Source organism: Nocardia sp. CA-290969, from assembly GCF_050936135.1.
Taxonomy (GTDB): domain Bacteria; phylum Actinomycetota; class Actinomycetes; order Mycobacteriales; family Mycobacteriaceae; genus Nocardia.
Window position 1 is genome coordinate 4,773,552 of record NZ_JBNJNJ010000001.1, and the last position, 12,779, is coordinate 4,786,330.

Below are 12,779 nucleotides of genomic sequence, written 5' to 3' on the forward strand. Positions count from 1 at the left end.
TCAGAGCGCGAACGATCGGTTCACCAGCTCGTCCAGTTCGCCGTGGGCGGCCGGCCCGGGGTCGGGGTCCTGCGCCAGTTCACGCACCAGCCGCACGATCGCGGCGGCGCACGCGGTCGCCGGATCCGGCACCGGCAGCCGCGAAACATACTGGGTTATCCAGCGCCGGCGACCGGAATACAGCCGGTTGCCGCAGACCGCGTCGTAGAAGCGCACACCCAGCGACGAGTTCGCGACACCCATCATCAAACAGGCCAGCTCCTCGGCCCGGGCTTCGCCACCGAGATCGGACAGCGAGATCCAGTAGCAGTCGCCGTTGACCACCGCTCCCGAGCGGTCCAGCGCGAATCGCGGCCGATCGCTGATATCGGGGAACACCATCTTGGGCATCCGCCACAGATGCGGCCGCTGCGGCACCCAGTGCTCGAACCATTGGCGCCCGGCGCCGGTGAGGTAAGTCCGCGCGCTGAGCACCTCGCGATGCTGTTCGAGATAGGCCGCGGTCCGCGGATAACGCTCGAGGTCCACCGGTCTCCGGCGCGGATGATCCAGGTCGTACGGGTACAGGACCCGGGTCTCGCGCCGCCGCACGATCCGCCACGGCCGCAGATCGTGGTGGGTGATGAGGTCGCACAGCAGCTCGGGTTCGGCGGCCGGATCGCCCCAGTGCGCCGCGATGAAGATCTTGTCGGCGTTGGTCTTGATCCCCACCCGGATACGTCCCAGGTCCCCGAAGGTGCGCCACCTCCGCTCGGCGACCCCGCGCAACCAGTCGTCGTGCCCCACCCGCGACATCCGCCACCCCATCGAGGCTGCCGCCGCGCCGGGTTCGGTCGCCAGCTCCCCCACCGTCACCGCGAACCGGCGGCCCTGCCGCCACACCATTGCATCGGTGGTACCGCCCAGAGCCGCGAACAGTTCCGGCTCACCGTCCCCGGCCGCCGGGCTTCCCACGGGTTCGGCGGCGCCGCGCGACACGCTTGCGGTGCGCCCGGCCACCGCCTCCGGTGCCTCCCGGGCCGAGACGGCCGGACCGCACTCGGCGCGCGAGCCCGGCGCTCCCACGGCCGGTAGCGCGCCGGCCACGCCCTCGATTTCCCTGCTGCGGGTGGTTTCGGCCCCCTCCTCGTAGACCGACACGTACCGGCAGCTCCCCCACGTCCCGCCGCGCACGGCGATCGTCACCGCCGGCAGTACCGCCGCCTCGAACAGCTTGGTATCCCCCAGGTCGTACAGTTCCACCGGCGTCAGATCGACCAGCAACACCCTCCGCAGGTTCGCTCCCGCCTTCGTGGTGAGAAACCGATTGGCACACAACAGACCCAGCACCGCGCCCGGCGCCATCAAGCGCGGCAGTGCCGCGACGAACGGATGGGTGAGATCGATCCGGCCCCGCAACCCGAACTGCCCGCGCAATGCCAGCGCCGCCTCCCCACCCAACTGCTGAGTGCGCACATACGGCGGATTAGCGATCACCACATCGAACGATTCGGCGGGCATATCCGCACAATCGGCCAGAAAATCCCGCTTCCGCCATTCCGCGCCGATCCCCGATTCCGCGGCTCGCTGCCGAGCCAGCGCCAGCCCCGCCGGATCCAGGTCGTAACCCACCAGCTCGACCGGAACTCCCGGCAGCCGGTCGGCCAGCGCCGCCTTGATGGCGAACAACAGCTCGCCGGAGCCACACGCCGGATCGAGGACCCGCACCCGTCCCGAGGTGCTGATCCGCGCCGCCACCCGGCCCGCCAGAAAACCCGCGAGCGCTGCCGGGGTGTAGTGCCGGCCATGACGCTTTCGCTCGCGAGCCCCCGCTCCATCGCGTCCCATCTGCGCATTGTCGTCCACGGGGGCGGGTGACGGGCGACTTCCCGGTTTTCGACACGGCCGGCGTGGTGGGCGGCGCACAGCGGCGCAATGCAGGCGAGGTTGCCGGTCACCTCCGGCGGCACAGCCGGCTCCGTGCATGTGACCCAGATCACTCTTCCGAGTGTCACGTTCTCCGCGACCCGTCTGTCTCATCACCGACCCCGCACAAAGCGCCACCCAAGGAGCAGTGATGAACACCGACACCACCCACGAGATCGTCGTCCTCGGAGCCGGCTACGCCGGCCTGATCGCCACGGCCCGGCTGGCCCGCTACACCCGCAAGTCGGACACTCGCATCACCGTGGTGAACCCTTCGTCCCGCTTCACCGAGCGGTTGCGCATGCACCAGGTCGCGGCAGGTCAGGAACTGACGGACTTCCGGATCCCGGACCTGTTGACGGGCACCGGCGTGGAGTTCCGGCAGGGGGTGGCCACCGCCATCGATACCACCGGCCGGCAGGTCTGCCTCGACGACGGTGCGGTCCTGCACTACGACACGCTGGTCTACGCACTCGGCAGCACCACCGACACCGGCATCGTGCCGGGCGCGGCAGATCACGCCTGGACCCTGAACGACCCCCGGGCGGCACATCACTTCTCGGAACGACTGCCGGAGATCGCGGCCGCCGGCGGGACGGTCACCGTCTGCGGTGGTGGGCTCACCGGCATCGAGGCAGCCGCCGAGATCGCCGAGGCGTACCCCGCGCTGACCGTCACGATGGTCAGCGCCGCCGAACTCGGCGCCATGATGGGCGACAAAGCCCGCGTCCACCTCAACCGTGCCCTGGACCGGCTGGGTGTCGTGCGCAGGGTGGGTGTGAAGGTCGACAAAGTGCTGCCCGACGCCGTGCGCCTGGACACCGGCGAACTCGTCGGCTCGGATCTGACCCTGTGGACCACCGGCGTGCGGGTGTCCCCGCTCGCCACGGAGTCCGGGATCGCCACCAACGCGCAGGGACTGATCATCACCGACCCCACCCTGCGGTCGGTCTCACATCCGGAAATCCACGCCATCGGCGACGCCGCCCTGGTCCGGCAGCCATGGGGACAGCTCCACGGCACCTGCCAGAGTGGCGTGGTCACCGCTGACTACACCGCAACTGTCATCGCCCGGCTGCTGCGCGGGCAGGCACCGAAGCCGCTGCGTTTCGGCTACTTCCACCAGCCGGTGAGCCTGGGCCGCAAGGACGCGGTCGTTCAGTTCACCCGTGCCGACGACACCCCGGCCCGGTGGTATCTCACCGGCAAGGCCGCAGTGATCTACAAAGAGCAGGTCAGCGGCACCCCGCCGGTAGCGGCGAAGATGAGTCGCTACGTCAAGCTGCCGGTTCAGTTGTCGAAGGGCGGCCGCGCCACCCGGAAAGTGGCATGACAGGCACCGGCACCGGCCAGAGCTACCCGGCTGCATCCCGGCCCGGCCGTCCGAACCATGACCGGAGGAAGGATCTCCATGCCAGCGCACAGCACCGACCCCCCGTTGCCGGCGCAGCCCGGTAACGCGACCGCCGACCCGTTCGCCGAGCATCGCCGTTTGCTCTTCGCCACCGCGTACCACCTGCTGGGCAGTGTGGCCGATACCGAGGACATCCTCCAGGACGCCTGGCTGAAATGGAACGCGGTGGATCCGGCGTCGGTGGACCGCCCCAAGGCCTATCTGGTGCGCACTGTCACCAACCTGGCGCTCAACCGCCTCACCTCCGCCCGGACCACCCGCGAAACCTACATCGGACCGTGGCTTCCCGAACCACTGCTCACCACACCCACTGCCGCCGAGGAGACCGAAATGGCCGATACCGTGTCCACCGCCATGCTGGTCGTCCTCGAAACCCTCAACCCCGTCGAACGAGCTGTTTTCGTGCTACGGGAGGTCTTCGGCTACTCGCACACCGAAATCGGCGATCTCCTCGACCGCCCGGAGGCCACCGTCCGCCAGATCTCCCACCGCGCCCGCTCGCACGTCCGGTCGCGCCGCCCCCGCTTCGGCGCGGACGACGCCACCCGCCGTGAGGTCACCGAGAAATTCATGGCCGCATGCCACGGCGGTGACCTCCCCGCCCTCCTGGAACTGCTCGCACCGGACGTGACGCTGTGGAACGACGGCGGCGGCATCGTCACGGCCGCCCGGCGTCCGCTACACGGGCCGGATCATGTGGCCCGGTGGCTGCTGGGCGTCATGACCAAACCGGTCTCCGCCGGCATTCGTCTCGAATCCGCGGTGGTCAACGGCGAGCTGAGCGTTATCGGCGTCATCGGCGAACATCGCATCGGTGCACTCACCTACGACATTCACGAAGGACGCATCGAAAACATCCGCTTTCAGGTCAATCCCGAGAAACTGAACGGTCTCCGCACCGTGGACGGTGCCTCGTGAGCCCGCAGTTCGCAGAAATCCTGAGCACGGACTACAGCGGGATGTTCTTGTGGTGGCTGGGGCGCGCCGGGACGGCGGCCAGGGCCGCGGCGATTACGCTGCGGGTCTTCGCGGGGTCGATGACCTCGTCCACGACGCCGATGGCGAGAGCGCGTTCCACACCGCCGGCGATGGCCTCGTGTTCGGCGGTGAGCCGTTCGTGCAGCGCCTCCCGCTCTTCCTCCGGCGCGGCGGCCAGCGCTTTCTTGTGCAGGATGCCGACCGCGGCCTTGGCACCCATCACCGCGACCTCCGACCCCGGCCAGGCGTAGACCGCGGTGGCGCCCAGCGAGCGGGCGTTCATCGCGATATAGGCGCCGCCGTAGATTTTGCGAGTGACCAGGGTCACCCGCGGAACCCGGGCTTCGGCGAAGGCGTGCAGCAGCTTCGCGCCGCGCCGGACCACACCGTCCCATTCCTGGCCCACACCGGGCAGGTAGCCGGGAACGTCGGTGATCACGATCAGCGGGATACCGAAGGCATCGCACAGCCGGACGAACCGGGCCGCTTTCTCGGCGCTCTTGGAGTCGAGGCAGCCACCCAGCCGCAGCGGGTTGTTCGCCAGCACACCCACCGTGCGACCGGCGAGCCGGCCGAGACCGGTGACCATGGACCGGGCGTAGCCGCCCTGGAGTTCTTCGAAGCTGGATTCGCCGTCGACATTGTCGAGCAGTTCGTGCACCAGCGGTTTGACGTCGTAGGCACGTTTGGCCGATTCCGGCAGCATGGCCCGCAGGTCGACATTGCCGTGTTCGGCGGCGACCGGATCGAATTCGCCCTGTTCGGCGAACATCGAAACCAGGCGGCGCGCCCGGTGCACGGCATCGGCCTCGTCGTCGGCGACGATATGGGTGACGCCGGACTTCTTGCCGTGGGTTTCGGGACCGCCGAGGGTGGCCATATCCACCTGCTCACCGGTCACACTGCGCACCACATCGGGGCCGGTGACGAACACCCGGCCCTCGGGCGCCATGATCACGATATCGGTGAGGGCGGGACCGTAGGCGGCGCCGCCGGCGGCGAAACCGAGCACCACCGAGATCTGCGGTACCAGACCGGACGCCCGCACCATGGCCTCGAACACCAGGCCGACGGCGTGCAGCGCCTCGACACCTTCGGCGAGACGGGCCCCGCCGGAATGCCACAGGCCCACCACCGGAACACCGGAGTCGATGGCGGTATCGATGGCGGCGACGATGTGCTTGCAGCCCTCGACACCCATCGCGCCACCCATCACGGTGGCATCGGAGCAGTAGGCGACGGTCCGCACGCCGTCCACTTCGCCGATCGCGGCGAGCACACCGGACTTGTCCCGCGGATGTAGCGGCAGCACGGTACCGGGGTCGAAGAACCGTTGCAGCCGGCCGAGGGGGTCACGCGGGTCTGTCGCGGTGTCCTGGTGGCGGGCCGGGGCCATGGTTGTCATCGCGTTCTCTCCTCGATGATGTGTGGCCGAGGCACGGGCCACAGGTGTCGAAAGCCCGCGCGGGGGCCGCCGGTGTCCCGGCGGCCCCCGCACTGGGTCGTCGAATCTATTCGGTCAGGTCCGAAAAGCCGTCAGGCCCGACCGAAGGCGAGCGCGACATTGTGCCCACCGAAACCGAACGAGTTGTTGATCGCGTACTCGATCTCCTGGCGCCGGGCTTCGCCGTGCACCACGTCGAGGTCGATCTCGGGATCCTGGTTGTCCAGGTTCAGGGTGGGCGGCACGATACCGTCCCGGATGCTCAGCACTGTGAGCACCGACTCCAGCGCACCGACGGCACCGATCGAATGACCGAGCGCCGATTTGGGTGCGTAGACCGAGGCATGGTTGCCGACGGCCTTGTTGATCGCCTTCGCCTCGGCGGTATCGCCGATCGGGGTGGCGGTGGCGTGCGCGTTGATATGGGTGATGTCCTTCTTGGTCAGCCCCGCGGTCTGCATGGCCCGGGTCATGGCGCGGGCGGCGCCGGTGCCCTCGGGGTCGGGTGCGACCAGATGGAAACCGTCGGAGGTGATCCCGGCGCCGAGCAGGCGGGCGTGGATCGTGGCTCCGCGGGCCTTGGCGTGCTCCTCGGTCTCGATGACCATCAGCGCACCGGCCTCACCGAAGACGAAACCGTCACGGTCCTTGTCGAACGGACGCGAGGCGGCCTTCGGATCCTCGTTGCGGGTGCTCATCGCGCGCATCATGGTGAACGCCGCGATCGGCACCGCGTCGATGAAGCCTTCGACGCCGCCGGTGACGACGATATCGGCGTCACCCATGACGATCATCCGCCAGGCGTTGGCGATGCCCTCCGAACCGGACGAGCATGCCGAGACCGGAGTGACCACTCCCGCCCGGGCCTGCAGCTCGAGACCGACGACGGCGGACGGCCCGTTCGGCATGACCATCTGAACAGCGAGCGGCGAGATCTTGCGATAGCCCCCGTTCTTCAGTTTGTCGACCGAATCGATGAGCGCGTCACCGCCACCTAGTCCAGTGCCGATGGCCACACCCAGCCGTTCCGGATCGACCTCCGGGCTGCCCGCATTGCGCCACACCTCGCGACCGAGCACGGTCGCGAGCTGCTCGACGTAGGCCATCCGGCGGATCTCGACCCGGCTCAGCAAGCTTTCGGGACGGACCTTGAGGTGGCCGCCGATGCGGACGGGAAGGTCGTATTCCTCGATGAAGGAATCCTCGAGAACGTCGATACCGCTCTCGCCGTTGAGGAGTCCCTTCCACGTCGCATCGACGTCACCCGCGATGGACGTGGACGCCGCCAGGCTCGTGACGACGACGTTCGGGAAGTTCCCGTTCAAGGTGGAAGGAGTGGTCACGGTGTCGGCCCTACTCGGCGCTGTCGAACTTGGCCTTGAGCTCGGCGGCCATCTCGGCGTTCTCGGCCTCGAGCTTCTGGACGTACGCGACGGAGTCGCCGACGGTCTTCAGGCTGGCGAGATCCTCGTCCGGGATCTTGACCCCGTACTTGTCCTCCATTTGCACCGCGATCTCGACCATCGACAGGGAATCGATGTCCAGGTCGTCGACGAAGGACTTCTCCAACGTCACCTCGGAAGGCTCGATACCGGTCACCTCTTCGATGATCTTGCCGAGTTCCTCGACGATTTGTTCCTGGGTCAGAGCGGCCACTTCGTGGCTCCCTTCTTGTTTCTTCCGTGTAGGGCTCTACAGGTTTCTTCGGGCCGAACCGGCGATCGGTTACGCCGTTCGGGTGGCCGTGGCCTCCCGGGGTCGGGAAAACACGGCCGCAGGCAAGCTAGCCGGTGCTCGTGAGCCCGGCCAGCGCGGGGATGTCCTCGGGCGTTTTCAGCGCCAGGTTCGGGGTGCCCTTGAGCTCCCGTTTGGCAATGCCGACGAGGGTGCCCGCCGGTGGCAGCTCCGCCACCGCCGAAACGCCGGCCTGCCGGACGGTTTCGGTGCACAGGTCCCACCGGACGGGCCGGGTGACCTGCGCGGCGAGCTTAGCCACCGCGTCGGCACCGGATTCGACCGGCTTACCGTCGGCGTTGGACAACAGTGTCCGGGTGGGCTCGTGCGGCGTGATCTCGGCGATGGCCGCCGCTACCGCCTGCTGGGCCGGTGCCATGAACTCGGTGTGGAACGCACCCGCCACCGGCAGTGCCCGCACGCGTGCCTTCTCCGGCGGGTTCGCCGCCAGTTCGGCCAGGGCGTCGAGTCGACCGGCCGCGACGATCTGGCCGGCGGCATTGCGGTTGGCGGGCACCAGCTCCAATTCCTCGAGCCGGGCCAGCACGGCGGCCTCGTCGCCGCCGAGCACCGCGGACATACCGGTCGGCTCGAGCGCGCACGCTTTCGCCATTTCGGCACCGCGGATAGCTGCCAGGGTAACCGCTTGGTCGGCGGAGATCACTCCGGCGACAGCGGCGGCGGCGAGTTCACCCACCGAATGGCCGGCCACGATGGTGTCGGCCGGTACCCGCTTCTCGCCGATCTCGGCGAAGGCGAGCAGCGCGGCCGCGACCACGAGCGGCTGGGTCACCGCGGTGTCGGTGATCTCTTCGGCGGTCGCCTCGGTGCCGAGCCGGACCAGATCCAGACCCGATTCCTTCGACCACAGTGCGAGGCGGTCATGCGCGCCCGGCAGGTCGAGCCAAGGCGCGAGCATGCCGGGTGTCTGAGAGCCCTGTCCAGGGGCGAACAACGCGATCACGTACCTAAGAAAACACTGTGAGGGCACTCTCGCGAGATGTCGACGCGAATGAAGCTTTCGCACGGCTTTTGTATGGTCCCCACAAAAGCCCGCGTGGGGTGTCCGGATCGACCGAAACGTCCCAGCCGTTACAGCCCATCTTTGTCGATCGGGACAAAAGTTTCTTCTGGTACGGATGTTGACGATTCGTTACGAGTTCGTGTCAGCCGACCCACTGTGGCGGCAATTCGGAGCACGTAGGCGTCCCGCGGGTTCAGCGGATCGCGACCCGTCACTTCACTGATCCGCTTCAGGCGATACCGCACAGTATTTGGATGAACGTACAGTTGCCGAGCGCACATCTCGACCGCACCGCCGCATTCCAGGTAGGCATCCAGGGTGTCCGCGAGCGCGGAACCGGCCGACGCCAACGGAAGCACAAGGTACTCGACAAGTGCGTCCACCGCAGCTCGATCGCCGAGCAGGGCACGTTCCGGCAACAGTTCCATCGCGTGCACGGGTCGCGGCGCGTCGCGCCAGCCGATCACCGCTTCCATACCGGCCAGTGCTTCGAGGGCGCTGTTGTGGGCGGCGCCCAGAGTTCGAGTGGTGGGCCCGATCACCACGGGACCGTCGGAGAACGCCTCGGTGAGCAGATCGTCCATGAACGGCGTGGAATGCGGTGGGTCCATATGACCGCTGACCACCATCACCAGCCGCGACCCCTGCACCACCGCGAGCGCCGCGCGGCCGTGCCGGGCCGCGATGGTATGCACGGCGCCGACCACGGAGACACCCTGATCCAGCGGCGGGGTACCGACGAGCACCGTGGCGGGCGCAGTGGCGTCCCAGTTCAACGTGGCCGCCCGGGAGAGCATGTCCGGGCCGGTGTCCCCGCGTACCACCGCGTCCACCACCAGCGCCTCCAGCCGGGTATCCCAGGCGCCCCGGGATTCGGCCGCGCTGGCGTACACCGAGGCAGCCGCGAAACCGAGCTCCCGCCCGTACCGCAGCACCGCCTCGGTGAGCGCCACCAGCTGGCGATCGTTGCGCGCCAGGGCGGGTAGCCATTGTTCGAAGAACTCCATGGCCACCCGCACCATGTCCACGGTCTGGCGCAGCGTCAGCCGCCGCGCCAGATCCTGCGGGATCACCTGGAAGGCGTCCAGGCTGAACCGGATATCACTGTCCGGGTCCTGTAGCCATTCCAGGAAGTTGACCACCGCGGTCTGCACCAGCATCTGCACCCCGGCGCGCTGAGCGGCGTCCAGATCGGCGAAGAACGGCAACCGATCCTGCATCGACCCCACGGCCTCGGTGGAAAGCCGCCCGGAGAACTGCTTGACGCGTTTGAGCAGTGTGTCCGGCAGGGGGTCGCGGGTCTGCCGGTTCGGCGACAGTGCACCGGTCGGCAGATATACCTCGTGCTCGGAGGAGCCCTCGGTGACCCGGCGGGGCCGCGGTGGTCTGCGTTCGATCATCGAGTTGTCGTCACTCCGCGTCTCCTGCCCCGCCGGCGGTGAACTTCTCCGCGGCGGATACGTCGTCGATCCGGTACCGGGCCGCGGCCTCGGCGGCCTTGGCGGGGTCTATCTTGCCCATCCGGGCCAGTCCCGCCAACGCGGCGACGGTGATGGATTCGGCGTCGACGTTGAACACGCGGCGCGCGGCCGGGCGGGTGTCGGAGAAACCGAACCCGTCGGTGCCCAGGGTGGTGAAATCGCCCGGCACCCATTTGCGGATCTGGTCGGGTACCGCGCGCATCCAGTCCGATGCCGCCACGAACGGCCCCTCGGCGCCGGCCAGCGCCCGGGCGATATAGGGCTGACCCGGATCCTCACCCGGATGGTGCAGGGCCTCGATCTCCAGTTCGAGGGCCTCGCGGCGCAGCTGCCCGTAGGAGGTGACCGACCAGACGTCGGCCGCCACGCCCCAGTGCTCGGCCAGCAGCTGCTGGGCGCGCAGACCGTCGGGCACGGTGACGCCGGAGACCAGGATCTGCGCGCGCATCTCGCCCGCCCCGCCCTTGCGGTACAGGTAGATCCCCTTCAGCAGACCGTCCACGTCCAGGTCCTCGGGCTCGGCCGGCTGCTGGTAGGGCTCGTTGTACAGGGTGAGGTAGTAGAAGATGTTCTCCCCGCCGAACCCGTCCACACCCGGAGTGCCGCCGTACATCCGGCGCAGCCCGTCGCGCACGATATGGGCGATCTCGAAGGAGAACGCCGGATCGTAGGACACCACAGCCGGATTGGTGGACGCCAGCAGCAGCGAATGGCCGTCGTTGTGCTGCAGGCCCTCACCGGTGAGCGTGGTCCGCCCGGCGGTCGCTCCGAGCACGAACCCGCGGGCCAGCTGATCGGCGGCGGCCCACAGCCCGTCGCCGGTGCGCTGGAACCCGAACATCGAATAGAAGATGTAGAGCGGGATCATCGGCTCGCCGTGCGTGGCGTAGGAGGTGCCGACCGCGGTGAACGAGGCGGTGGACCCGGCCTCGTTGATGCCCTCGTGCAGGATCTGCCCGACGGCGCTCTCCTTGTAGGCGAGCATCAGTTCCGCGTCGACCGAGGTGTAGAGCTGGCCGTTGCGGTTGTAGATCTTCAGCGACGGGAACCACGAGTCCATGCCGAAGGTGCGGGCCTCGTCCGGGATGATCGGCACGATCCGCTTGCCGATCTCGGAGTCCCGCAACAGCTCCTTCATGAGCCGCACGAGGGCCATGGTGGTGGCCACGTTCTGCTTGCCCGACCCCTTGCGCACCGACTTGTACGCCTCGTCGCCGGGCAGTTTCAGCGGTGCGACGTTCGTGCGCCGTTCCGGCAGGAAACCACCGAGCGCCTTGCGGCGATCCAGCATGTACTGGATCTCCTTGGTTTCCGTGCCCGGGTGGTAGTACGGGGGCAGGTACGGATCCTTCTCCAGCTCGGCATCGCTGATCGGGATCCGCTGCAGGTCCCGGAAGTCCTTGAGATCCTGCAGCGTCAGCTTCTTCATCTGGTGGGTCGCGTTGCGGCCCTCGAAATGCTTACCGAGGGTGTAGCCCTTGATGGTCTTGGCGAGGATCACCGTGGGCTGGCCCTTGTGCGCCAGCGCCGCCGCGTACGCCGCATACACCTTGCGGTAGTCGTGACCGCCGCGCTTGAGATTCCAGATCTCCTGATCCGACAGATCCTGCACCAGCGCTTTGGTGCGCGGATCGCGGCCGAAGAAGTGGTCGCGGACGTAGGCGCCGTCGTTGGCCTTGTAGGTCTGGTAGTCGCCGTCGGGTGTGGTGTTCATCAGGTTCACCAGCGCACCGTCCCGGTCGGCGCCCAGCAGCGCGTCCCACTCGCGGCCCCAGATCACCTTGATGACGTTCCAGCCGGCGCCCCGGAAGAACGACTCCAGTTCCTGGATGATCTTGCCGTTACCGCGCACCGGGCCGTCGAGACGCTGCAGGTTGCAGTTCACGACGAAGGTCAGATTGTCCAGACCCTCCATCGCCGCCACATGCGCGAGACCACGCGATTCGGGTTCGTCCATCTCGCCGTCGCCGAGGAACGCCCACACATGCTGATCGGAGGTGTCCTTGATCCCGCGATCGTGCAGGTAGTGGTTGAACCGCGCCTGGTAGATGGCGTTCATGGGCCCGAGGCCCATCGATACGGTCGGGAACTCCCAGAAATCGCTCAGCAACCGGGGATGCGGATACGACGGCAGACCCTTGCCGAGGCCGCCGTGGCTGTATTCCTGGCGGAAACCGTCGAGCTGGTCGGTGGACAGCCGGCCTTCGAGGAAGGCGCGGGCATAGATACCGGGCGAGGCGTGACCTTGGATGAAGATCGAATCGCCGCCGCCGGGATGGTCCTTACCGCGGAAGAAATGGTTGAACCCGACTTCGTACAGCGCCGCCGAGGACGCATAGGTCGAGATATGCCCGCCGACCGCGATCCCCGGGCGCTGCGCCCGGTGCACCATGATGGCCGCGTTCCAGCGGATCCACGCCCGATAGCGCCGCTCGGTCTCCTCGTCGCCGGGGAACCAGGGCTCGTTCTCGGTGGGAATGGTGTTGACGTAGTCGGTGGACGTCAGCGAAGGAATGGAAACCCGGCGCTCACCGGCGCGTTCGAGCAGCCGCAGCATCAGGTAGCGGGCCCGTCCCGGGCCTTCGCGCTCGAGCATCTCGTCGAAGGATTCGAGCCATTCGCTGGTTTCCTCCGGGTCGATATCCGGTAGGTAGGAAGCCACTCCTTCACGAATCACGCGGACTCGGCCACCGGGCGGCGCGCCGTTGGCGTCGCGAGGGGTGGGAGCGGAACCCGGCTCAGCGGATTCCGCCGGGACGCCAGAGTGGATCAGATCGGTCAAAACTGCTCCTCGTACAG

The 12,779-nt window shown here is 67.9% G+C and carries 9 protein-coding genes; 2 read left to right on the top strand and 7 right to left on the bottom strand.

Translation table 11 applies throughout. The features are described 5' to 3' along the window. Nucleotides 1-1,827 carry an Eco57I restriction-modification methylase domain-containing protein gene (locus ACQEVO_RS21860; protein WP_432916070.1) on the bottom strand — a complete coding sequence of 609 codons (1,827 nt, stop codon included), beginning with the start codon at nt 1,825-1,827 and terminating at the stop codon, nt 1-3. A 229-nt stretch (nt 1,828-2,056) separates the two neighbouring features. Between ACQEVO_RS21860 and ACQEVO_RS21865 the strand changes: the two genes are divergently transcribed. Next, the gene (locus ACQEVO_RS21865; protein WP_432916073.1) at nt 2,057-3,238 is read left to right on the top strand and encodes an NAD(P)/FAD-dependent oxidoreductase; all 1,182 of its coding nucleotides are present in this window, start codon (nt 2,057-2,059) and stop codon (nt 3,236-3,238) included. A gap of 78 nt (nt 3,239-3,316) precedes the next feature. Further along, on the top strand, nt 3,317-4,237 hold the full coding sequence (locus ACQEVO_RS21870; RefSeq protein WP_432916076.1) for an RNA polymerase sigma-70 factor: 921 nt from the start codon (nt 3,317-3,319) through the stop codon (nt 4,235-4,237). Between the two features lie 31 nt (nt 4,238-4,268). On the opposite strand, the gene ACQEVO_RS21875 is transcribed toward ACQEVO_RS21870, so the two are convergent. The 6 genes from ACQEVO_RS21875 to aceE all read right to left on the bottom strand — a co-directional run bounded on the left by ACQEVO_RS21875 (nt 4,269) and on the right by aceE (nt 12,753). Further along, complete coding sequence (locus tag ACQEVO_RS21875; protein ID WP_432916079.1) at nt 4,269-5,702, bottom strand: acyl-CoA carboxylase subunit beta; 1,434 nt, start codon at nt 5,700-5,702, stop codon at nt 4,269-4,271. 131 nt (nt 5,703-5,833) lie between these two features. After that, nucleotides 5,834-7,084: a KasA/KasB family beta-ketoacyl-ACP synthase gene (locus ACQEVO_RS21880; protein WP_432916082.1), complete on the bottom strand. Its 1,251-nt coding sequence runs from the start codon at nt 7,082-7,084 to the stop codon at nt 5,834-5,836. 10 nt (nt 7,085-7,094) lie between these two features. Next, nucleotides 7,095-7,397 (bottom strand): meromycolate extension acyl carrier protein AcpM, encoded by a 303-nt coding sequence (gene acpM / locus ACQEVO_RS21885; RefSeq protein ID WP_432916085.1) that lies wholly within the window; start codon nt 7,395-7,397, stop codon nt 7,095-7,097. A 127-nt stretch (nt 7,398-7,524) separates the two neighbouring features. Continuing rightward, a complete protein-coding gene (locus ACQEVO_RS21890) occupies nt 7,525-8,439 on the bottom strand; it encodes an ACP S-malonyltransferase (RefSeq protein WP_432916088.1) in 915 nt (304 codons plus the stop codon). A 128-nt stretch (nt 8,440-8,567) separates the two neighbouring features. Beyond that, complete coding sequence (locus ACQEVO_RS21895; protein ID WP_432916091.1) at nt 8,568-9,899, bottom strand: PucR family transcriptional regulator; 1,332 nt, start codon at nt 9,897-9,899, stop codon at nt 8,568-8,570. Nucleotides 9,900-9,909: 10 nt separating this feature from the next. After that, complete coding sequence (gene aceE, locus ACQEVO_RS21900; protein ID WP_432922904.1) at nt 9,910-12,753, bottom strand: pyruvate dehydrogenase (acetyl-transferring), homodimeric type; 2,844 nt, start codon at nt 12,751-12,753, stop codon at nt 9,910-9,912. Nucleotides 12,754-12,779: the final 26 nt, after the last annotated feature.

Coding starts and splice junctions, on each gene's coding strand:
- ACQEVO_RS21870 (WP_432916076.1), top strand. CDS start 3,317: ATGCCAGCGCACAGCACCGACCCCCCGTTGCCGGCGCAGCCCGGTAAC.
- ACQEVO_RS21875 (WP_432916079.1), bottom strand. CDS start 5,702: ATGACAACCATGGCCCCGGCCCGCCACCAGGACACCGCGACAGACCCG.
- ACQEVO_RS21860 (WP_432916070.1), bottom strand. CDS start 1,827: ATGGGACGCGATGGAGCGGGGGCTCGCGAGCGAAAGCGTCATGGCCGG.
- ACQEVO_RS21895 (WP_432916091.1), bottom strand. CDS start 9,899: ATGATCGAACGCAGACCACCGCGGCCCCGCCGGGTCACCGAGGGCTCC.
- ACQEVO_RS21865 (WP_432916073.1), top strand. CDS start 2,057: ATGAACACCGACACCACCCACGAGATCGTCGTCCTCGGAGCCGGCTAC.